The following is a 21339-nucleotide window of genomic DNA, read 5'->3' as shown; positions in this document are numbered from 1 at the left end:
TAAAACCAGCACTACCAGAGCGATCGGTGATACTGCTCACATCTAGTGGCTTGTGAAATATTGACGCGCGCCGGACACGTTGTACATAGTGGTAGGCACAAAGTCGATACTGTAAACACCCTTTTTGGGAATACGTCAACCGTTTTCTGCGCCGCTGCCGTCTAGTGGTCGCGGTGGAAGTGGTGGGAGCGCACTGCGCCTTGCAAATGCGTGTGCGCATTCGCCGCTAGTTTGGTTTGCGCGTATTCGCCACGGGTGGAAAGGAACCGATATGTCAACGATCGATCTGAAGTCCGCTGATTTTGAGAAGACGATTACGGATAACAATATTGTCCTCATTGATTTTTGGGCGTCGTGGTGTGGCCCCTGCCGCCAGTTCGCACCTATTTATGATGAGGCTTCTGGTCGCCATGAGGATGTTGTGTTCGCAAAAGTGGATACGGAAGCAGAACAGGAGTTAGCGGCGGTAGCGTCGATCTCTTCGATTCCCACGCTGATGGCGTTCCGTGAGGGGATTGCGGTGTTCCGTCACTCCGGGGTTATTCCAGGGGCCGCGCTTGATGATGTGATCAAGCAAATCAAAGAGCTGGACATGGATAAGGTCCGTGAGGAAGTGGCGGCGCAGAACCAAGCTGGAAACCAAAGCTAGGCTGCTAACTCGCCGCTAACCGCGGGGGACCCTGATTAGTGGGCTGCTGGTAGTGCGCCGCGGAGCTCACGCCCCGCGGTTACGCTCCAATAGGTGCCGGCTCCGCGGTTACGCTCCAATAACGGGGCACCTTAGGTAGGTGGCGGACGTGCTTTCACCAGCGCGTACGTTGCCTGCCTGTTCGGTGCCAGCTAGGTCCTCATCTTCGCCGATAAAACGCAGGTCCCGCACCGCTGGGTCGACGCGTGCGATGGCTTCTTCACTGGCACCCACGGCACGCAAAATGAAGTTCTCAACCTGCGTCATCACGCGTTGGCGTTCGTTTTGATCGCGGGGTAACGCCTGGGCGGCTAGGCAAGAGTGGATCAGGTTGATGATCTGCGCGTTCGGCTCCACGGTGATTGCCTGCTGTGTTTTCGCGTTGTTCAGCAGGTGGTGCAGGATGTGCGCCACCAGTGAGCCGTGAGCTTTGAGTTCACTGTGGAATCCGGCGGTGGCAACTCCGCGCAGCGACGTGCCTTCTGCTAGGTGGTAGCGTTTTTTCAGCTCCAGTTGGGCGCGCACGTAAATGCGTAGTTGGGTGATTGGATCGCGAGAGAGCTGCAGTGCTTGCGATAGGACGGTCGCGAATTCTTCGGTGGCTGCACTCATTAGTGCCAGCAGCAGACTTTCTTTATCTTTGAAGTGATTGTACACGGCTGTGCGCCCCACTCCGGAGACTTTTGAAATCTCTGACATGGTGATCTGTTCGAACGGTTTTTCTTGCAGCAAGCTAGAGAGCGCATCAAAAAGCGACTGTCGCGTCTTTTCTCGGTGCTCACCTATGGAGGATCCAATAATTCTCGGCATACCAGTATTATGACACTTACTGCCTTTTCGTCTGTAAAGCTTGGATTGTGAGATAGGTTTTACGTTTCAAAGTTGAGACTCCTTCCGCCTCCTTCACGCCTTTTTAATAATCTTGAGGGCATGGCTCGCTCTTCAAGCAGTTCTTCCACCCCGGGGTTTGCTGCGGCGGTGAAACTAAGTTTGCCGGTTGCAGCTGGGTACTTGCCACTCGGAATTGGGTACGGGATGTACACGGTAGCTGCCGGGATTTCGTGGTGGTGGATTATCCCGATGTCACTGCTGGTGGCTGTGGTGTGTGCGGTTATTGGTTTGGCTGCAGGTAAAGACCTGATGTTGATTGTTGCGTTGTTGAGTTTCACTTTAGTTTTACCCCTGCGTGTCAATGCATTGCAGGGTGGGCGCTTCAGTTGCCATTTTGGTGGCCGTACGGCTCGCCGCAGTGATAGTTCCATTGGTCGCAGTGGTCACGACTTGGATCACGGTGGTGGAAGTGAACCGCGTTTGTTTCCAGATAGAACGGATGTGGGCCCGTGATGTACGTAGTGTCTGTGATACTGATTGCTTCTGTGGTTACGTTTGTTCTGCGTGCCGCACCGTTTGTCGTATTGAAGCGTCTTGCTGACAGTGAGGTTCTACGTGAGATCGGTGCGTCAATGCCAATCGGTGTGATTGTCATCTTAGTGTTTTACACGTTGGCGGATTTCAGACTAGTATTTGAAGATTTCAGGTTGGGTTTTGAATAGATGCGGGCACTACTGCAGAGTTAAAGGTTGTTAAAGACCGCTTCAACAATCGGCCAGTTAGGGCCAAGCCAGGGGAGTGCCCGTGCTTGCGGTAACGTAACCCATTGTAGTTTTGAATGTGAATTTCCAACCTGAGGGGTGGACAGTGGGCCGGCAACCCACACGTACATGCGCCGGCCACCGAGGATCGGCCAGGTTCCCTCAGGAGAATTTGGACAAGGAAGAAAACGGTGAATCTTTATCGCACAGTTGAGTTCTTCGCGGATCTCCCGTTCCAATGCTGCAAGGGGTGCTTCAGCAGCTTCAACTTTGCCGCCGGGCAGCTCGTACTTCCCAGCAAGTTCGGGTGGATACGAACGCTGCGCGGCAAGCAGTTTTGGCTGATTGTGGGTGGTGTTGATGATCGCGGCGGCGACAACTGGTTGAAGTGATTCTTGATCCATATCCCAATTGTAGGTGTGTGCGTGCCGAATCGAACCACAGGTGCGGTCGATTTTGCTCATGAGGCCCATATGCGGCTATACTTACACGTGCTGCTAATAGTTAATCTAATAGCCGCGCGGGCGTAGTTCATCGGTAGAATGACAGCTTCCCAAGCTGTAGAGGCGGGTTCGATTCCCGTCGCCCGCTCCACTATGACGTCGAAAATGATAAGTACCCTTTTGCGTTAGCGAGTACGCCCCAAGGGGGTCAAGAAAATCGCTTGCGTTAGCGAGTGTATAGCGCGTTTGCCCTGACCTGCGGAAATGCTTTCCTCTCTTTCGACCGAGCGAGCGTTTGCGTTAGCAGGCGTTGATTTGGTCGAGGTGGATAGCGTGGTCGGCGACCTCGGTAACGAGTTCAGCATCGTGGGTGATGACGATGACGACGGCACCAGTGTCAGCGAGTTTACGCATTACTCGGGAAATCGCGACAAGGTGCTTGTAGCCAACACCTGATGTCGGCTCGTCGAAGATGTAGACCTTCTTGTTCGCGGCAAGCGCTGTAGCAATAACCAGACGTTGACGTTGCCCACCAGACAGCGCTTGCGGATGATCGGACTCGTGGTCGGTGAGGTCGAGTTCTTTAAGGATCGCGTGGGCGTCGATGTGTTGTTTTTCGACTCTGGTTGCCCCGAGCGTAACTTCGTCAATGACTGTGTCTGAGAATAGCTGCCGGGTGGGGTCTTGCATGACAAGGTATGCGTCCCGGCTGGCGAATTTTTGCCCATTGAGTGTGATGGATGCACCTTTGGCTTTTTCGAGTCCGCAGATGATGCGTGCCAGTGTTGATTTTCCTGACCCGCACGGGCCTAACAGTGCGGTGATTTTCCCTGCCGGGAAGAGCAGATGGCCGATGTTGAGAACCGGGTTTCCGTGGCGGTAGGCGAAGGTGAGGTTGTCAATCTCAAGCCCATCTCCTGCCGGTTCCGGAAGTTGTGGCATAGGCACAGTCACTAGGGATCGCAGCCCAAGCTGTTTACGCTCCTCATCTGGCATGGCATAAAACTCCTCGCCGGTTGCGGTGAGGGCGATGTTGCCTTTGTCGAAGCAGTAGACACGGTCAGCAATCTCGGAAAGGAAACTTAGCCGGTGTTCAGCAATGATGATGGTGTGTCCATCGGTTTTGAGCATGGCGATGAGTGTGGCGAGTTGGTCGATAACGTCAGCGGACAAGTTCGCGGTCGGTTCGTCGAACACGATCAGCGACGTGTTGTTGCACATGGCGACGGCGCAGGCCACGCGTTGCATCTGCCCACCCGACAGTTGTGTGACGCGGGATTCCAACAGGTCGGCGATACCTAACTCGGCTGCAACCTCGTCAATGCGGGCACAGATCTCCTGCGGGTCGCGGCCGAGATTTTCTGGGCCGAAGGCGAGTTCTTGGCGCACGTGGGTGGTGTAGAACTGGGTGCGCGGGTTTTGAAACACTGTCGAACAGTGGTGGGCAAGCTCTGATAGATCTACTCGTGCCACGTCAATGTCGTCGACTGTGACGCTTCCGGTAAGGTCGCCGTCGTGGAAGTGCGGGATGAGCCCGTTAAATAGCCGTAGTGCGGTGGTTTTTCCTGACCCTGACGCGCCACACAGCAAGGTGACAGTTCCCTGCGAAATAGTGAGGTTGGCGCCATTGATTGAGGGGTGGTCTGCTCCTCGATAGGTGAAGGTGACCCCAGTTGCTTGGGCTATTGTCATAGGACGATTCTCCATATCGCGAAGCTGATAACGATGAGCAGAATGACCGCGTCGATCACACGGAATTTCACGACCGTGACTGAGGTGGGCTTTGCGGTTCCGCCCAGTCCGCGTACAAGGGCAGCAGATGCCAGTTCGTCTCCGCTGCGTACCACGGTCGATAGCAGCGGGATTGTGAAGTATTGCGCCGCACGCAGGGAAAGCGCGGACATGCCGCGTAGTTTCATGGCATCTGAGATCGCTTTAACCTCGTGGCCGATCACGGGCAGCACACGTAACGCGACTGAGATCGGGATCGTGAAACAAGTCGGGATCCGTGAGCTGGCGAGTGCTTTTTGCAAGGTGGCAGGTCGGATCACACCGATCGCGTAGGCTCCCATTCCTGCGCTGACACTGAATCGCCACATCCACTGCAAAAACAGCACGAGGAACGCGCTGGCCGTTGACTTCCACACCAGTGGTATCACGAAGACGAGTGTGCCGAGAGCCGCAAACGTGGCCAGGTAGACGGCCACCCAGCTCGGGCGCACGAGCGTGTTGGGGTTGATCGTAGCGCTCGCCAGCATCACGGCGGCGAATCCGCCCAGAGCACACACGAACCACGGCGAGTAGGCACTGTAGATCGTGGTGGAGACGATGACGAGCGCTACGATAATCGTGCGCGGGTCGGGAAGTTTAGACAAGACCGGCCCGTTCAAAGTGTTTGCGCGCCACCCGGGTTCCCAACAGACCAGCAAGCCAGCCAACGATGAGCATCACGACGAAGAAGCCCAACAGAATCGGAATCGTGACAACCTGCGCCATCTTCGCGGCATACTCGGCACCCATTTGTTCGGCGATCTGCGACATATATGCGTCTTGGTTCATAAATAGCGGCATCCACGGGGAAACATAGATCGGCAGGATAAACAGTGCATATGCCAGCGGGACACGAACTTTCACGCTCTTCGGCCCCTTGGTGATCACCAAGTCAGCGAGCAGGCCGAACACAGCGGCGATCGCAATTCCTCCCACCCAATGACCCGTTACGAAGAAGAGGACTTCGATGAGGATCAGCATGATGGTCAATGCCCCCATCTTCGGAGTGCGGGCAGTAAACAGCGCAAAGACGATGCCGTTAACGAGGATAGAAAGCAGGAAACCGGCATACATGGCAGCCGGAATGAACCCGAGCATTCCGAATGCAAACACGATGACAAACATCAAAGCGGTGAAGACGCCGATATTGATGAAGTCGCGCGTGTTTAGGCGCGAGGACGTGGGTGTGGACATAGTTATTCCTTTCATGATTGTGAACAGTGCTGTGTTTTAGACGAGTTGCCATCCGGCGGCGTTGATGCGCTCTTGCCAGAAATCGCGGTATTGACCTGGCTGGTTGACCAGCTCGTCGTGGCACCCGCGCTGGGCGATACGCCCACCGTGGGAGAGCACAATGATTTGGTCAGCTTGGCGAATGGTTTCAAGTTTGTGGGCGATCACGATCAGTGTGGAGTGCCTGCGTAGCTCGTTCATCGCCGCAACAATGTTGGCTTCATTTTCCGCATCCAACGCGCTGGTGGCCTCATCGAACAGCGCGATCGGGGCCTTCTTCACCAAGGCGCGGGCGATAGAGACGCGTTGGCGTTCCCCACCTGACAGTGCGCGCCCGCCAGCACCCGCCAATGAATTCCAGCCGTCTGGGAGCCGGTTGACGATTTCCGTCACGCCCGACAGGTCAGCCGCCCACCTGATTTCTTCATCGGTAGCTTCTGGGTTGCCAAGGCGAATGTTGGCCTCGAGCGTGTCATTGAATAAATAGACGTCTTGGAAAACGAGAGACACCTGGCGCATCAAATCTTCGGTGGTCTGCTCGCGCACATCAACCCCGCCAACGTATACGCTGCCGGACTGCACATCCCAGAAACGTGCAACCAACCTCGCGATTGTGGTTTTTCCGCAGCCGGAAGGGCCAACCAGGGCACACATGCCGCCTTGCGGGACATGGAAGGAAATATCACGGAGAACCGGGGTGTCCGGATCGTAGCCGAAGGCGACGTCCTCGAAACGAACATCACCAGGAGCGCTCACCGGGGTGGAGACATCGGGTTCGGACAGTTCGGGAGCGTCCATGACCTTGTCGACGTGATTCATCTGCTGGCGGCGTTCTTCCAGCCCGGTCATGCAGCCACCGATGTCTTGGAGCATGGTGGTGAACCGCAGGCACATGCCGATGGTGACCACAGCGTTCAACGCATTCATCTGCCCGCCGAGGGCGAGTTGGGCGGTCAGCCAAATCATTACCACGACAAGGGCTTGGACGAACACTCCGTTTATCAGGTTCGCTAATGTTTCGATCCACAATGCTTTGCGGCTTTTGCGGTCAGCCTGTTTGAATGCCCGATCAAGGGCCGGGTAGTCATCGGCGACATGGCAGGAGCGCAGCGCGCCTTGGCAGGTGGCGAATTCGACCATGCGAGCCGCCAGCTCCGATTCTGCTGGTTCGGAAACCTGCTTGCCCTTATCGAGAAGCACACGGGAGATATGAAGGAAGGCGAGCATGATCGGGAAGGCGATCGTCAAGGTCAGTCCCAGCCGCCAATCCCAGAACCACGTGCCCACAGTGATCACCAGCACGGCTGAGAGTTTTTGGACGAGGGAAAAAATGAAATGTGCCGCCGACTCACCCAAGTTCATCATTTCCTGGGTGACCATGCGCGACAGCCGTCCAGAACTACCCGAATCGAACACTCCCAACGGTAGGCGGGCTACCTTGTTGCCGACCGCTTGGTGTACGTCGTGAATGAACCCGAGGGCCCCGATATAGCCGGTGCGCATGCCATAAAACTCCGTGCCCACGCCCAGCACCGCGATTACCGCCAAGGCGATGAGCCATCCCCAAAACGATAACCCCCACACCGGCATTCCGGTCGCTAGGGCACTTGCTGCGGGAAGCAGAGTCAGCAGGGCAAAGCCGTGACACAGTCCTGAGACCGCACCCCACGCTTGACCGACCGAGAGGTCTCGCCACGAGGCGGGTTCCATCAAACGCTTAAAGCGTGGCAGCAATAGTTGATTCATCGTGTCATCTCCTCGCATGCACCTTGGGCAAGAAGTGCCTGATAGTGCGCATTACCCACCAGCTCGTCGTGTTTACCGACCACAGCAATGCGCCCGCGTTCCATGACGACGATTTGGTCTGCCCCTCTGATCGAGGCCAGTCGGTGGGCGATCACAATCACGGTTCTGCCTTTGGCAAGAGTCGAGAGAGCTTGTTGGATTTTCGATTCCGATTCCGGGTCCGCCATCGCCGTCGCCTCGTCCAACACCAACACTGGGGCATCAACCATGAGCGCCCGGGCGATCGCGATACGGGCTGCCTGCCCGCCCGAAACGTGGGTATCCTCACCCAACACAGTGTCGTAACCATCTGGCAGGCTCATGATGAACTCATCGATCTGCGCCGCCCGCGCCGCCTGCCGCACCTGATCCAAGGTTGCGTCTGGCGCGCCAAGAGCGATGTTGTTTCGAATGGTGTCGCGAATAAGCTGTGCATCTTGCAGGACAAATGCGACCGTCGAATACAACACATCCTGGGAAATGCTCTTTAGATCAACCCCGCCAATAGTGATCGTGCCAGCATCTGGATCATCGAAGCGGGCAATCAAACTCGCCAACGTCGACTTTCCCGCGCCCGAAGGCCCAACCAGCGCGGTCACCGTGCCTGCCGGAATGCTCAGGCTCACTTCGTCTAACGCTTGGGTCTCGTCATAGGCATACGACACACCCCGAATCTCGATATCATGACCCTTTGGCGTCTGCGGCATATCTGGCTGAGGCAATGCCGGTAGCTCCATGACGTTCACCAGCCGTACTGCCGCAGACCCTGCGAGCTGGTACGACCAGGCGATGGTTGCGACTGCCATCAACGCTCCCGGCAACACCAAGGCGATCAACGTGGTCGTTATCACCTCGTAGATGCTCACCCAACCGGCGTTCATCATCAACGCGCCACCGCCAAGGTTCACGATCAACAACACCGGGATCGACACCCACGAAAATGAGGCGACCGACATCGACACCAGCGGCATGCACCATGCCCGGTAGAACTTAGAAAACTCGTTAGCTGCATCTAAATAGGCTTTATGTGCTTGGCCGACCTTGCCGAACGCTTTCACCACTGAGATACCGGCAACGAACTCGGCCATCGTTGCCGAAACCTGAGCGAGCTTGGTATCCATTTGTGCGGTCTTCTCATTCATCCCACGCATCGACATGCCATACATGCCCACATAAATCGGAATCGTCGCAATCGACAGCAGAGCGAGCCGCCAATCCACCACGAACGCATAGGCCAACAAGGCGAGCGGGGATACGATCGCGTTCAGTTTCTCAATCGGCCCGTGCGCAATCACTGTGTGCACCGTGGCCGTATCATCCTGAATGGTCTTGCGGATCTTCCCCTCACCCTCGCGGGTAAACCACGACAGCGGAGCAGTCGACATGCGGGCGGCAATCTGGCGGCGCATTTGATTACGCAACGACAGGTCAATAAAATGCGTCACGCCCAATGCAACAAAATATAAGGTCAACCGGGTCATGTATGCGCTGACGAGGAGTATGACGATCCAGTTCACTCGCGCCGGGTCCACCTGGTCTTGCATAAGTTCTCTGCCAAGCTCCACCAGAGCCACATACGGGGCAATGGCCAACACCCCGGAGGCGAACGCTAAGACCTGCGCGACGAACAGTTTGCCTTTCACCGGCTGCGATAGCTGACGGATCGCGTTCTGGCCAGCGACAGATTTTTCCTTCGCCGACCCATACTCGCCTTCAACAACCTGATCCATTACACTATCGTTCACGCAAACACCATCCTTATTAGATAAGGATAACCTTACCTAATTTCTGGGAGGTGTGTCTAACCGTGCACGTCAACCGATACGAGCATCACCCTTTCAGGGCAATCCTCACCTGTTCACCAACTCGGAATACGAACCGGATCGTATCCTCGTCTACGATGGCGTGGTCGATCAGTGCGCTCCACTGCGCGGGGCGGAACTCGCTCACAGGTTCGCCCGCCAGATCGCCTAGGGCTGTGGTGACGGCGGCATGCTTGGCAGTGTTCGCTGCAATATCTGCCTCTAGGCTCGCTTTGCATGCGAGTGTCTTACGGCAGGCAGTATCGAGCTCTGTGTACTTGTTTTGGTAGGCGTCCTGGTCGAGCGCGCGTTGCTGATTTTCGGCTATCAGTGCTTCGATCTGCTCAGTGAGTTCCACGATTTTTGTTTGGCAAGCGGCGGCTTGTTCTTCCAAACGGCTCGTATCAAACATGGAGTCAAAGATTTGCAGTAGCTGGCTTTGCCGTGGCTGGCGGGCGATCAGTTGATTGAGCGCTTGGACGAAAGAATCCTTGATCTGCTCGTCTTTCACCGTCGCGCTGCTGCAAGGGTGTTCGCCTGCGTATTTATGGTTGCATTGCCAGACTGTGTACTTATATTTCGTGTTCGACGCCCACGTCTTACGCCCATACCACGACCCACACTGCGCACACTTGAGCCTGGTGGAGAACAAGCCGACCTTCGCTGAGGATATGTTGCCATGCCTGGTGGCGAGCTCGTATTGCACCTGATCCCAGATACGCGGAGCAATAATCGGCTCGTGATTACCTGATACGTAGTATTGGGGCACTTCACCCTCGTTGACCTTCATCTTCTTAGTAAGAAAATCGGTGGTAAACGTCTTTTGGAGAAGGGCATCGCCCTTATATTTTTCATTCGACAAGATCGAGCGCACTGTCGACGTTGACCACACTTCTTTCCCACGCGGGGTGAGAATCTTACGCTGCGCGAGCTCGGTTTTAATCTCACTGATCGCCATCCCGTCAAGGAAAAGCTGGTAGATCAACCGGACAGTCGGTGCCTGGGTTTCGGCAATGACGAGGTTACCGTCCGCTCCTTTCTTGTATCCGAGTAGGGATTTGTAGGGCACCATGATTTTTCCATCGGCAAAACGTTTCCTATGTCCCCAGGTGACGTTCTCGGAGATGGAGCGGGATTCTTCTTGCGCCAGTGAGCTCATGATCGTGATCAATAGCTCGCCTTTGGCGTCGAAGGTGTAAATATTTTCCTTCTCAAAATAAACCTCGACGCCTGCGTCTTTGAGCTTGCGCACGGTAGTGAGCGAGTCGACGGTGTTGCGTGCGAACCGGGAGACGCTTTTGGTGAGGATCAGATCGATTTTGCCTGCCAGGGCGTCATCGATCATGGTTTGGAATCCCTCACGGCGCTTCATAGAGGTGCCAGAGATACCTTCGTCGCAGTACATGCCCGCGAACTGCCAATCATTACGGGAGCGAATGTAGGTGGTGTAGTAGTCGATTTGCGCCTCATATGATGAGGTTTGTTCTTCCATCTCGGTAGAGACTCGCGCGTAGGCGGCGACCCTTCTGCGCGCCGGTACCCCAGATGAGGCTGCGGCAGATCGAACCTTCTTTGTTGCGGGTATCGCAGTGACCGTGCGACTCATGCCAACCACCCCTCACTGGTTAAGCCCACCGGCGTCATAGTTCCATCCGCGAGGTGGAAGGTGAGCTGATGCTCGAAGGCCTCGATCATCACGACCTGCTCGCCAACCTGGACAGGGTCGAAACCCTGGGTGCCGAGCATGTCTGCGCAGGCTTGTTCGAGGAGCGTTTCGCGCAGGTTGTGCCCCCTACAGGGATTGCCGTTCCCGGTGCAGGCACTCCAGCAGCGCCAGAACTTGTATGAGGTTCCAGACTTGTAGGTGCGGGTTTTGCGTTGATAGTTCTTCCCGCACGCCGCGCAGCAGATCCGCCCGGTGAATACGCCCGTGTTCTTTGACGGGGTCGCCGCCGGGCCCACCTCACGCCTGTGCGCGATTTCTGCTTGCACCGTGTCAAACATCGCCTGATCAATGATCGCTGGGAGGGCTTGCTCGACCCAGTATCGCGGCAGCTCCCCGTCGTTGAAGGAGCGTGTGGGTGCTTGGATTGTGGGGCGGTACATTTTCTGTAGCATTTGGCAGCCCTTGTACCGCTCGTTTTCGAGCATGCGACGAAACACGGATCCGTAGAACCGTCCCCCTCCCCGAGAGCGTTTACCTTCAGCGTTGAGCATGCCAGCGGTCTTTTCCGGGCTGATCCCATCGAGATAATTGGCAAACAGTAAGCGCACGATCTTGGCTTCTTCGTCGATGATGGTGAACTGGCCGTTTGCCCAGTGGTAGCCATAGACAACGAAGGAGTTCGTGCCACCGTTCTTGTATCGGTTGCGGATTGCCCATTTCACGTTCTGGGATAGCGAGCGTGATTCTTCTTGGGCGAACGAGGCCAGCAAGGTTAACAGCAGTTCCCCGTCAGCGCTAAGGGTGTCGATACGTTCGCGTTCGAACCGTACGGCCACGCCAAGGTCTTTGAGCTCACGGACCGTAGCGAGCAGGTCGACAGTGTTGCGGGCCAGGCGTGAGATTGATTTACACAACACAATATCGACACCCCCGCCCCTGGCTGCGTCCATCAAGTCGGCCAGGCCTTGCCGGGATTTCGTTGACGTGCCGGTGATACCCTCGTCGATAAACACGCCTGCATAGGCCCATCCGGGTGTGGACTGGATCAGGCGCGAATAATACGAAACCTGCGCCGATAGGGATGCTAACTGCTCTGTGCCGTTGGTTGAGACCCTCGCGTATGCTGCTACGTTGACCAGTTTCGGGGTCGGCGGCCGAACTGGTGTCACCACACTGATGTGTGCCACGTTTTCTCCTTTCGCGTTAGGTCTATACACGCTCTAAAGGCGGTGTTTATCCAGTCGTTTCGCCCACAATCTGTGGTTGATAGATCGGGTTCCGGTCCTCCCACAACAGCCGATAGGCACGCCGATACTCTGAAGATGTGAGCACACCCCGACTTGCCAGCATGCTTAAGACGTGAGCGTCAGTAATAAAGGCGAGTTCTCGGGCGAACATCTCAGGCTGTGTCATCTGATCAACCCGAGCCGTGAGAGCGTTCATGGTCGTCCGCCACGGGTGCCGAAGCGAGCACGTACATAACAGGCGTGGCAGCAGTACTTTTGGCCCGGTTTGTCCACGATCGCGAAGCGGCGTCCGCAGTGCGTACAGGTCTGCTCGCGCACTGGCTCGGTTTTCTGTCGGTGCCGCCACGCTTTATGTCTGCATGCGGGCGAGCAAAACCGAGCCCGAACACCTCCCCGAATGGGGCTGGCACACCACTGGCATACCTGCCAGGCCATCACCAACCCGGCGTCGAGATTTCGGTTGGTGCAGTACGAGCGGACCTGGTCACGAGTCAGGGCGCAAAACTCGGCAATCGCTTTATACCCCCAGCCCGCCGTGCGCAGGTTACGGATACGTTCTTCTTCAATGTTCTTCACAGTGGGGTCACTCCCTTCACCCCACTGCCGACAAACCCGTATGTGTTAAATCCGTCCGTAAAATGACGAAAAGCCCCGCCACCACCGGCTTCCCGAAAGTTGGGAAGTCACAGTGATGACGGGGCTTCAATACGCCACAGGGGCGTGCGGGGTTAGTAGCCGAGCTTGGCGTTCACTCGCGCTTGCACAGCGCTGTAGAGGTTTCCGAGACGGCGTTTACGCTCTTCGCCGTTGCCGTAGTCGCCACGGATCACGGCATCGGCAAGAGCATCGATGTTGGGCCCGGCGGGCTTCGTGGGCGTTCGGCCGGAGAGCTTTTCGTTGACTCGCTGTTGGACGGCGGCGTAGTTGGCTCCGAGGCGACGTTTGCGCTCATCCCCGTTGCCGTAGTCGCCACGGATCACGGCATCGGCGAGAGCGTCGATGTCCGGTGTGGCTGGTGCTGGTACTGGGGTGTTGCCGGTCATCTGCTCATACCAAGACTGTGCTCGTGCCATATACGCGGTGTGCTGACTGCCTGCCAGCGAGGCGGGGCATTCGGTCGAGGAGAAGTTCTTGTGCCCGAACACGTTCTTACCCCAGACCGGGCGGCCAAGACCGTAGAACTTGCAAACGGCCGCGACGAGGTGTGCTCCGTTATCCAAACATGCGTCGGATACCGACCAAGGATCGGAAGAAACATCGGCGTGTTCGATGCCGATACTGGTGGTGTTGGCGGCAAAGTTGCCTGCATGCCAGGCGGTGTCCCGGTCCCACACGAGCTGGCCGATGCGTCCGTCAGTTTGGACTTGGTAGTGGGCGGAAGCAGGACGGGACTGCCACACGTCGTAACAGCCCCTAATGGTGAGGTTTCCGGCGTTGTGGTGGATGATGACCTTATCGATCCGCCGACCGTTCCTGCCGGGTGTGTAGTGTGTGTTCATGATGAGGTCGATGTCGGCCTCAAGCGCGAGCCAATTCTTCATCAGTGAATCTCCTTATCTGTTGGGTGTTCAGCGGTTGTTTCGGTCAGTGAGGGTCTGGTGTCGGCGCGGTTCGCGATCGCATCCAAAGCTCCACGCATCTGGGCAGGCACAGGCAGACCCAAGCGGGTGGCGTTCTCGATCAGGGAGATGCCTTCGTTGGATAGGTAGAAGAAAATGACCGCCGCACGAAGCACGCCGGGTGCTCCGAGAATATGGACGTCGATGAGGTGGGCGAGGCCGACGAGGGTAAAGATGAGGATCTTGCGGCTGATACCCCTAAAACCGACGGATGAGCTGAGGCGGCGCTCGTTGATGGCGGCCAGCACCCCGGTGATGTAGTCGGCGATAGCGAAGACGATCAGGGCATAGACGAGGCCGTCGAGACCTCCAAGATAAGCGGCGAGCCACGCACCAATACCAGCGATGCCGGTTTGGATGGCGTGCCAGATGGCGTTTAGAGACATGAGAATGATTCCTTTCGTGGGCATAAAAAATTGCCCACACCCACCAAGGGGTGAAGGCATCAAAAATTGGTGTAGCACTGGGCTACATGGTCGGGTCAGTCAAGACCTCGAGAATTGGCAGGCTTAAGTCGAAGAATGCCGCCTTGGGCGCTGGGAGTTCTTGGGCTTCGATGGTTTCTGCTGGTGGTACGGGTGTGGTGTCGGATTCGACTGGGACGATGGGTAGCTGCACTTCTTCGCTAGATGTTGACTCATCGGCCGTGACTTCAGCCAGTTCTGTGTTCTCGTTGTCAATGTTCATTGGCCACCCTTGGTGATGGCGTCGTAGAGGACGTCGTAGGCTTCCGCCGCCACGCCAGACAGCTCACCCTCATAGCCGTCAAGAAGTGCTTTCACGTCCTTGTCGTGGCCGTCGTAGGTCGGGCCAGATACTTCAGCGATCGACGCGAGCAGGGCTTGGCGAGCTTCGAGGAATTCACTCGCTTTATCGGGGTCAGCGAGAGCAAAGGTGCCGTCGTTACCAAAGACTGGGCGACCCTGATCGTCGAGTGTTGCGAATTGGGTGACGAGGTCGTATTCGTCCTCCCCAAACCGAGCAATCGCCTCCCTCACCAACGTTAGAAGTTTCGAGCGGGCACGGGACTGTACCGCCTTCAACGGCATATTGGTGAGTAGGTCGGCGACGGGTTGGAGGTGCTGGTTGGCGATCTTGATCTTCATCAGTGTTTCCTTTTACTTATGCGAGGTTGGTGGACATGGTCGATAAGCCAGTGTTGGAGAAGTACCGCCACGTGATGTTCGATCCGGTTCCGGAGATGGATGTGATCCACCCCTGATTGAGCAGGCTGAGGATCGCGTTCATCCGCGACATCAAATCTTTGGTGCGGTCGAATAGGCGGGTCATGTTGTAATACGACCCATTGGTGACGACCATGACGTCGTAGGTGTGGAAGACGATCTTCGCCAGCCCATTGCTCGACGCCCACCCGGCGTAGGTGCCTTTCCCGGTGAGCGTGCAGTCTTGCAAGGTCACGTAGCGCGAGCCGGTGGTGTAGAACTTGTAGCCGTTGGTGCGCAAGTCAGCACCGAGATGAATGCCGGCCTTGCCGTAGAAGCGTCCCTTCGGATCCAGGGTGAGGCAGGTGTAGTAGGTGCCGTCGGAAACCGTCTGGTATGTCCAGGCCACATAGTCGCCTTGATAGGCGACCTGGTTGACGACGCCTTGCACGTCGGGCTTGTCCTTGTGAGCACGGCGTGCCATTTCCCCGATGTAGCGGGTGCCGTACCAGAATTTCATCCCGGAACTGGAGATTGTCCCTTCCAAGGTGGAGCCGTTGTACCAAGCGATCTGATACGGGGTGATGCGGATAGATTGCGTCCAGCCTGCTAGGCCTACTTGGATGGCGTTGGTCGCGAGCTTGTCTGCCGTAATCGAGCGAGCCCCAATCCGTGTCGCCGACAACGTCCCGGTGGTGATCTTCCCAGCATCCAGCGAAGCAATCTTGGCCGATGTGACCGCAGCGTCCTTGATCATCGCGGACTGGATAAAACCGTTAGCGATCGTCAACTTGTCCGAGGTAATGGACCCTGCTGCGATGCGTGCAGCCGACAAGGTACCGGTCGTAATCTTCGACGCCGATAGACTGCCAACCTTTGCGTCCGTGATCGCGGCGTTGGCAATCATTGCGGTGGTGATGAACCCACTCGCGATTGTCAGCTTGTCGGAGGTAATACTTCCCGTGGCGATACGGTCAGCCGCCAAGAACCCAGCCGTGATCTTGTCTGCCGACAGTGAGCTGATTTTCGCGTTGGTGATCGCGGCATCAGCGATGTGTGCGGTGCCGATGGCGGCGTCTGCGATGTGTGCTTGGCTGATCGCTTTCGACCCGATCATCGCGCCACCCACCGGTGTCTGCTCCCATTGGTTGTTGGTGAGAATGTATTGGCGGGCGATCACGCCGTCTACGCGCACTTGCCATAGCGCACCCTCCGGCCTGCCAGCCGCGTCCGCTACGCTCGGGTCAACAACGGCAACCGTGAGCCGCCCATCCGAGGTAACCGCAACGTCGTGGGCATCTTGCGCCAACTGGGTAGCACCAGCGGCTGCGGTATTGGCCTGGTCAATATCGACCTGCGCCGAAGCCATCTGAGTGGCGACAGCATCGGCGGCGGTTTGTGCGTCTTGTGCGGTGGTGAGGGCTTGGTCGACCTGCGTGCGTGCTGCGTCGAGTTCCGCGCTGATCTGTGCATGGTTCAGATCGGTGGCGAGGGCGACCCAGCCGGGCTGCCCGGTGTCGGTGAGCCGGTATATCCAGATTTCGGTGGTTTCGCCGTTGCTTTTGAACCATGTGTCGCCGAGCTGTGCCTTCTCGGGCTGGGTGGTGCCGTAGTGGTTGGTGTTCTTCCCATCAGCGCTTGCGAGGGCGAATCCTGCCGTATCCGATGCAGCCACCGCCGTATTGATGGCAGTCTTCACTTGCCGGGTGACGGACGTGAACTTCCGAGCAGTAGAACCCAGTTCGACCGAAATGTACTGGAGCGCGAGTGGGTTGTATTCGTAAGCGACCACCCGTGCCGTGAGCGCAACACCAAGATCAGCGTGGCGGACGGTCACGGTGTCGCCAATTTCGACGGTTTCCAGCCGTGCGAGGTCAGCGTATTCACGGGTTTGTGAAAGGTCAGTGAAGCGGATCTTGTACGACCCGGACGGCTCATCCACATGCTTGGCGCTGAATTCTGCTGCTGCCAGATGGCGCAACTGCGCGTGTGCTTGGTCGAGTGGAAGCTCGCCTTCACGTGGGTTGTCTTTATCCGTGATGGCTTTGACTTGTCCGTAGCGGATGACGCGGATACGCGGCACCACATAATCACCCAACTTCAGCGAATCCACATAGAGCTCGGGTAGGAGTAGGCCGTCGTAGCCCACCGGGAGAATCCGCGTCGCCACCGTCGAAAAATCAATGGATGACTCAAACCCAGTGAGGTTCTTCCGATCACGGATGACAACGCCTGTATTTCGCCCACGCCGAGCGGAGTGATGGATATGGAAATTATCGCGGGCCAGTTCGCCGCCCCAACGCGAGATGAGCGTGTTATCCTCGCCCGCATCCATGAGAGCTTGGGCGATGGGCATGCGTACCATCCGTGCCGAGGATCGCGTCACCGTATCCGAGCTTGTGGCAGTGAAATTATGGTTGGTGTTTGCCGCGCCAAGGATTTGAGTGAGTGCATCTTTCGCGGTTTTGTTGACAACGTAGGTGTCGGCGATGAGGTTCGCGGCCAGATCATAGAAGACATGAAACGCCGTCACTTCCAGCGTTCCTTCGAGGGTGGTGACGACCTCGCTGATGCGGAAACCCTGCCGTTGCTCCAGTCCTGGCACGGGCGCTGCCACAATGTTCTCAAGTACGAGGTGCGTGGCTGCGGGGCCGTCTGCTGGGTAGGTGAAGGTCAGTGAGAATTCGCCGCCAAGTTCCTCAACCACGATCGGGTTGATGATTTCCCGATCCAAGACTCCTAGCCCGGTGGTGGTGAATGTCGTGGCGGTGCGGTCGTGAACCGTAATCATGAGTGAGCCTTCCAAACAAAACAATTTGGCCACCCCACGAAGGGATGGCCATCGGAACTTGCGTGAGTTGGGTGTTAGGGGTTGCGCCAGTTCGGCGTGATCACGATCTTCGAAATACCCGCGCCGAGCGTGAGGCGATTGATCCCAGGCTTGAAGGTCGGGAAGGTTTCGGTGAGCGCATCGGTCTGGATTCTCCCGTGGGCGTGTGCGACGAGACGCGCGCTGTCGAGCGTGACGGAACCTGCTGGCGAATTCACGTGATAGACGCGCGCATTGATCGTCAAAGACAACGCTCCGGTGCCAGTAACGGTGATGATCGGATCCGCATCGAGTAGGCCGGGGTTCGTGATCGTCCCAGATGCAGTGAGCGTTACCGGATTCAATCCCTCGGTCAGGTAAGTGAAGGGCTGGCAGGTCAGGCGCGCGGTGAAGAACCCCCACCCCGACAGCTCCCGGCGCAGTTCGCTCACTTCGCAGTGCTTAACCTTGCGGTAAACACCAGGCTCGGCAGTCAACGCAATCGTCGAAGAGCCCGTCAGCTCGTGAGCAGCCTGCCGATACTGGTCGAGCCCGTCACGAACAGGAACGGCGAGCTCAAGCTCGATCTCGGTATCCTCCCAGCCCGTGAAGCGCGTGAGGGTTCCGGCGCGTCCTTCGACCTCAATATCATCCACCGCACGGACGGCTGCGGGAATCGCCACCGGCGCGACGAGCCGCAGACCAAGCGACGCGGACGTCACCGTGTTGTCCAGGGTGAAGCCATACATTAGTAGCCTCCTGCCATCACGGTCTGCCGCCGATCAAGGCGTGCGAGTTGCTTGTCGAGAGCGGGTGCGAGTTTGCCAACCAGCGTCCCATCCGACAACGTCACTGAAATATCCAAAGACCCGAGGATGCGTTTTGCTGTTGCATCGACGATGCTCGCGACATCCACCCGCTCACTATCAGCATTGCCACTCGTATCGCGGCTGATAGCTATGGGTTGTGGGGTGAGGTCAACGGCAGGTACCTGTAGATCCGCCACCGCCTCGATCGGGACGCTCAGCCCGTCTTCAAGGTCGGCGAAGGCGTCCATCGTGTCCCTAGCTAAACCAGTAGCGGCGGTGACGGCTTCGTTGCCGTCCGTGCGGATGGAGCCTGCGAGGCCTTCGACAAGCATCTGTCCTGCCCAGGCCATCTTGCGAGATGGTGAGTGGATACCGAAGAAGCCGGTGATGGAGTCCCAAATTCCGCTTGCCCAGTTCGAGACCCGATTCCACAACCAGCCCGCCAAGCCTTGGATGCCATTCCACAGGCCGTAGACGAGGTTCTTACCCGCCTCCACCATCTGCCACACGCCCTGCCCAACAGCAGACACAATCCCAGAAATAATCGATGGGATTGCTGCGACGATTGTGGAAATGATCTGCGGCAGGTTTCGTACCAACGCGGTGAGGAGTTGGATGCCTGCTTGGACGAGTTGCGGGATCGCCCCACCAATCGCCGATACAATACTGGCGATAATCTGCGGGAGCGCGGCGACGATCGTCGTGATGATCTGCGGTAGCGCCCCAATCAACGCCGTCAACAACTGAATGCCTGCTTGGATCAGTTGTGGGATCGCACCCACCACGCCGTCCACGATTGCAGTAATAATCTGTGGGAGTGCTGCGACGATTGCTGTGATGATCTGAGGCAGCGCCCCGATCAAGGCGGTGAGTAGTTGGATTCCTGCTTCGATGATCTGCGGGATCGCCCCCACAAGGAACGTGACAATCCCGGTGATGATCTGTGGGAGGGCTTCGATGATGATGGGAATTGATGCGATGAGTCCTTCGGTAAGTCCGGTGATGAGCTGCAACGCCGCATCAAGAAGCAACGGGAGGTTATCGACCAGGCCCTGCACTAAAGCCATGAGCATCTCCACCGCCGCAGGAACCAGTTCCGGTAGTGCTTCGCCGATACCAGAGACGAGGGTGGCGATGATCTGAATCGCCGCCTCCAACAAAGACGGCAACGTTTCGATGATTGCTTCTACTAAAGCGATGATCAGCGTCACGGCTGTTTCTGCTACTTGTGGCAACACCTTGATAATGCCTTCAAGGAGCGCGGTCAAAATGCTCATGCCGGTCTCGACCACCATCGGTAGCTGCTCAGCAATAAAACCAAGTGCTTCTTGCAATACGCTACCGAGAGTGTCGATGAGGGCGGGTGTTCCTCCTTCTTCGAACGCTGTCGTGAGTTCGTCGATCCAGCCGTTGACCATCGGCAACACCGAACCCGCCAACGCCTCAGAGACTCCGCCTGCGAGGAGGCCTTTGAGGTTTTCGATCCCGTCCTGCATTGTTGCGAGCTGGCCGCTAAAGGTCTTGGATTGGGCGTCCATGGCTCCGTAGAAGCGACCGCCCTCAGCAGTAGCACTGGCGAAGGCGTCAGCGACCATATCAGCCGAAATAGCACCCTTCGCCATATCCTCTTTCAGTTCACCAATGCTTTTGCCGGTCTTGCGGCTGATTTCCTCTAACGGGTTGAATCCGGCGTTGATCATCTGCAGCAAGTCCTGCCCCGTGAGCTTGCCGGTCGAGGACATTTGGGCGAAGGCGAGCGTCAAGGACTCCATCTTCACCGCGTCACCTTGGCTAATGTCGCCGATTTCGTTGAGGTGCTTTTTCGCATCCTCCAAGCTCATGCCAAAGCTCAGGAGGGTTTGCATGTTGCCCGCGAGGTCCTCCATACCAAACGGAGTCTTTGCCGCCTGTACTTTCAGATCATTGACGAGTTTTTGGGCTTTGGCTTGATCGCCGAGCATCGTGGTGAAGGAAGTCGAGTATTGCTCCATGCGGGCGTTGTACTCCACGCCCTCTTTCAAGGCTCCGACCATGCCGCGACCGATCGAGGCGATCGCATGCCCGATACCCTTCACCCCGGCGATGATGGCTTCGGAGGCGAGGTTGGCTTTCAACACGTCGCCGAAGATGCGGATTTTGGAGCTGGTGGAGTCCATCTCGTCTCCGAGATCATCGACCGCGCCCTCAAGACGTCCTGCGTCCTTCGCAGCCCCCTTCGCATCATCACCGGCACCGTCGACCTCGTTCCCGAAATCAGAGAGGGCGTCGTTGTTGGCTTTGAGTTCGCCTTCAAGGCGGTTGAGCTCCGCGCCTGCGTTGTTGAGCTGGATCTGCCAATTCTTCGTCCGCGAATCATTCTCACCAAACGAGGAAGCGCTGTTTTCGAGTGCTGCGCGCAGGGTCTCAATCTTCGACTTTTGAGCTTCGATTTCTTTGCCGAGTACTTGGTTGCGGGCGGTGAGGGCTTCGGCGGACTTGTCGTTCTTATCAAACGAGGACGCCACAAGCTTCATCTCACTGCCGAGAACACGCATCTCGCGGTTAATATCCGTGATCGCGCGCTTGAACTCACGCTCACCCTCAAGCCCGATCTTCAAACCAAAACTGGAGTCGGCCATAGGTCTGTATTCCTTCGCGTTGCTGGGGGTTAAAATTGGCTAGAGGATGAGGAGGAATCGTGTGGGCCAATGTTGTAACTAATCGCCGGTGGGTA

General features: G+C 57.0%; 19 protein-coding genes and 1 tRNA gene. 4 read left to right on the top strand and 16 right to left on the bottom strand.

The window, feature by feature from the left end; all coding sequences use genetic code 11:
* Positions 1 to 271: 271 nt before the first annotated feature.
* Positions 272 to 649 (top strand): thioredoxin, encoded by a 378-nt coding sequence (trxA, locus tag CJ187_RS06725; RefSeq protein ID WP_102216825.1) that lies wholly within the window; start codon positions 272 to 274, stop codon positions 647 to 649.
* 108 nt (positions 650 to 757) lie between these two features.
* On the opposite strand, the gene CJ187_RS06720 is transcribed toward trxA, so the two are convergent.
* Entirely contained in the window at positions 758 to 1498 is a 741-nt protein-coding gene (locus tag CJ187_RS06720; protein WP_102216824.1) for a TetR/AcrR family transcriptional regulator, read from the bottom strand.
* A gap of 120 nt (positions 1499 to 1618) precedes the next feature.
* Here CJ187_RS06720 and CJ187_RS06715 point away from each other — a divergent pair, with 120 nt between their 5' ends.
* Positions 1619 to 2032: an AzlC family ABC transporter permease gene (locus tag CJ187_RS06715; RefSeq protein ID WP_102216823.1), complete on the top strand. Its 414-nt coding sequence runs from the start codon at positions 1619 to 1621 to the stop codon at positions 2030 to 2032.
* Positions 2032 to 2241, top strand: a complete 210-nt coding sequence (locus CJ187_RS06710) for an AzlD domain-containing protein (RefSeq protein WP_102216822.1) — start codon at positions 2032 to 2034, stop codon at positions 2239 to 2241. Before CJ187_RS06715 ends, CJ187_RS06710 begins: the two co-directional genes overlap by 1 nt.
* A gap of 20 nt (positions 2242 to 2261) precedes the next feature.
* Here CJ187_RS06710 and CJ187_RS06705 read toward each other — a convergent pair whose 3' ends face one another.
* Complete coding sequence (locus tag CJ187_RS06705) at positions 2262 to 2744, bottom strand: NUDIX domain-containing protein (protein WP_269843587.1); 483 nt, start codon at positions 2742 to 2744, stop codon at positions 2262 to 2264.
* A gap of 56 nt (positions 2745 to 2800) precedes the next feature.
* Between CJ187_RS06705 and CJ187_RS06700 the strand changes: the two genes are divergently transcribed.
* Positions 2801 to 2874, top strand: a tRNA-Gly gene (locus tag CJ187_RS06700).
* A gap of 149 nt (positions 2875 to 3023) precedes the next feature.
* Here CJ187_RS06700 and CJ187_RS06695 read toward each other — a convergent pair.
* From CJ187_RS06695 to CJ187_RS06630, 14 genes are all read right to left on the bottom strand, one after another.
* Entirely contained in the window at positions 3024 to 4415 is a 1392-nt protein-coding gene (locus CJ187_RS06695; protein WP_102216821.1) for an ABC transporter ATP-binding protein, read from the bottom strand.
* Positions 4412 to 5098: an energy-coupling factor transporter transmembrane component T family protein gene (locus CJ187_RS06690; RefSeq protein ID WP_035757771.1), complete on the bottom strand. Its 687-nt coding sequence runs from the start codon at positions 5096 to 5098 to the stop codon at positions 4412 to 4414. The genes CJ187_RS06695 and CJ187_RS06690 overlap by 4 nt, the downstream gene beginning before the upstream one ends.
* Positions 5091 to 5687 (bottom strand): MptD family putative ECF transporter S component, encoded by a 597-nt coding sequence (locus CJ187_RS06685; RefSeq protein ID WP_102216820.1) that lies wholly within the window; start codon positions 5685 to 5687, stop codon positions 5091 to 5093. The genes CJ187_RS06690 and CJ187_RS06685 overlap by 8 nt, the downstream gene beginning before the upstream one ends.
* A 36-nt stretch (positions 5688 to 5723) precedes the next feature.
* Entirely contained in the window at positions 5724 to 7472 is a 1749-nt protein-coding gene (locus CJ187_RS06680; protein ID WP_102216819.1) for an ABC transporter ATP-binding protein, read from the bottom strand.
* A complete protein-coding gene (locus CJ187_RS06675) occupies positions 7469 to 9256 on the bottom strand; it encodes an ABC transporter ATP-binding protein (protein ID WP_102216818.1) in 1788 nt (595 codons plus the stop codon). Before CJ187_RS06675 ends, CJ187_RS06680 begins: the two co-directional genes overlap by 4 nt.
* Before the next feature lie 85 nt (positions 9257 to 9341).
* Positions 9342 to 10919, bottom strand: a complete 1578-nt coding sequence (locus CJ187_RS06670; protein WP_102216817.1) for a recombinase family protein — start codon at positions 10917 to 10919, stop codon at positions 9342 to 9344.
* Complete coding sequence (locus tag CJ187_RS06665) at positions 10916 to 12166, bottom strand: recombinase family protein (RefSeq protein WP_102216816.1); 1251 nt, start codon at positions 12164 to 12166, stop codon at positions 10916 to 10918. Before CJ187_RS06665 ends, CJ187_RS06670 begins: the two co-directional genes overlap by 4 nt.
* 788 nt (positions 12167 to 12954) lie before the next feature.
* Complete coding sequence (locus tag CJ187_RS06660; RefSeq protein ID WP_102216815.1) at positions 12955 to 13767, bottom strand: N-acetylmuramoyl-L-alanine amidase; 813 nt, start codon at positions 13765 to 13767, stop codon at positions 12955 to 12957.
* Positions 13767 to 14231, bottom strand: a complete 465-nt coding sequence (locus CJ187_RS06655; RefSeq protein ID WP_199171104.1) for a phage holin family protein — start codon at positions 14229 to 14231, stop codon at positions 13767 to 13769. Before CJ187_RS06655 ends, CJ187_RS06660 begins: the two co-directional genes overlap by 1 nt.
* 82 nt (positions 14232 to 14313) lie before the next feature.
* Positions 14314 to 14532: an acetyl-CoA carboxylase gene (locus CJ187_RS06650; protein ID WP_096882535.1), complete on the bottom strand. Its 219-nt coding sequence runs from the start codon at positions 14530 to 14532 to the stop codon at positions 14314 to 14316.
* Complete coding sequence (locus tag CJ187_RS06645; RefSeq protein WP_102216813.1) at positions 14529 to 14951, bottom strand: DUF1617 family protein; 423 nt, start codon at positions 14949 to 14951, stop codon at positions 14529 to 14531. The genes CJ187_RS06650 and CJ187_RS06645 overlap by 4 nt, the downstream gene beginning before the upstream one ends.
* Positions 14952 to 14967: 16 nt before the next feature.
* The gene (locus tag CJ187_RS06640; protein WP_102216812.1) at positions 14968 to 17799 is read right to left on the bottom strand and encodes a phage tail spike protein; all 2832 of its coding nucleotides are present in this window, start codon (positions 17797 to 17799) and stop codon (positions 14968 to 14970) included.
* Between the two features lie 74 nt (positions 17800 to 17873).
* Entirely contained in the window at positions 17874 to 18566 is a 693-nt protein-coding gene (locus CJ187_RS06635) for a hypothetical protein (RefSeq protein ID WP_102216811.1), read from the bottom strand.
* Positions 18566 to 21244: a phage tail protein gene (locus CJ187_RS06630; RefSeq protein ID WP_102216810.1), complete on the bottom strand. Its 2679-nt coding sequence runs from the start codon at positions 21242 to 21244 to the stop codon at positions 18566 to 18568. Before CJ187_RS06630 ends, CJ187_RS06635 begins: the two co-directional genes overlap by 1 nt.
* Positions 21245 to 21339 lie beyond the last annotated feature (95 nt).

It is taken from the genome of Gleimia hominis (genome assembly GCF_002871945.2).
GTDB classification, from domain to species: domain Bacteria; phylum Actinomycetota; class Actinomycetes; order Actinomycetales; family Actinomycetaceae; genus Gleimia; species Gleimia hominis_A.
The sequence above is the reverse complement of the archived record's forward strand: the minus strand, read 5'-3'. Positions and strand labels throughout refer to the sequence as shown.

Coding starts and splice junctions, on each gene's coding strand:
- trxA (WP_102216825.1), top strand. CDS start 272: ATGTCAACGATCGATCTGAAGTCCGCTGATTTTGAGAAGACGATTACG.
- CJ187_RS06720 (WP_102216824.1), bottom strand. CDS start 1,498: ATGCCGAGAATTATTGGATCCTCCATAGGTGAGCACCGAGAAAAGACG.
- CJ187_RS06715 (WP_102216823.1), top strand. CDS start 1,619: ATGGCTCGCTCTTCAAGCAGTTCTTCCACCCCGGGGTTTGCTGCGGCG.
- CJ187_RS06710 (WP_102216822.1), top strand. CDS start 2,032: ATGTACGTAGTGTCTGTGATACTGATTGCTTCTGTGGTTACGTTTGTT.
- CJ187_RS06705 (WP_269843587.1), bottom strand. CDS start 2,744: ATGAGCAAAATCGACCGCACCTGTGGTTCGATTCGGCACGCACACACC.
- CJ187_RS06695 (WP_102216821.1), bottom strand. CDS start 4,415: ATGACAATAGCCCAAGCAACTGGGGTCACCTTCACCTATCGAGGAGCA.
- CJ187_RS06685 (WP_102216820.1), bottom strand. CDS start 5,687: ATGTCCACACCCACGTCCTCGCGCCTAAACACGCGCGACTTCATCAAT.
- CJ187_RS06680 (WP_102216819.1), bottom strand. CDS start 7,472: ATGAATCAACTATTGCTGCCACGCTTTAAGCGTTTGATGGAACCCGCC.
- CJ187_RS06670 (WP_102216817.1), bottom strand. CDS start 10,919: ATGAGTCGCACGGTCACTGCGATACCCGCAACAAAGAAGGTTCGATCT.
- CJ187_RS06660 (WP_102216815.1), bottom strand. CDS start 13,767: ATGAAGAATTGGCTCGCGCTTGAGGCCGACATCGACCTCATCATGAAC.
- CJ187_RS06655 (WP_199171104.1), bottom strand. CDS start 14,231: ATGTCTCTAAACGCCATCTGGCACGCCATCCAAACCGGCATCGCTGGT.
- CJ187_RS06650 (WP_096882535.1), bottom strand. CDS start 14,532: ATGAACATTGACAACGAGAACACAGAACTGGCTGAAGTCACGGCCGAT.
- CJ187_RS06645 (WP_102216813.1), bottom strand. CDS start 14,951: ATGAAGATCAAGATCGCCAACCAGCACCTCCAACCCGTCGCCGACCTA.
- CJ187_RS06640 (WP_102216812.1), bottom strand. CDS start 17,799: ATGATTACGGTTCACGACCGCACCGCCACGACATTCACCACCACCGGG.
- CJ187_RS06635 (WP_102216811.1), bottom strand. CDS start 18,566: ATGTATGGCTTCACCCTGGACAACACGGTGACGTCCGCGTCGCTTGGT.
- CJ187_RS06630 (WP_102216810.1), bottom strand. CDS start 21,244: ATGGCCGACTCCAGTTTTGGTTTGAAGATCGGGCTTGAGGGTGAGCGT.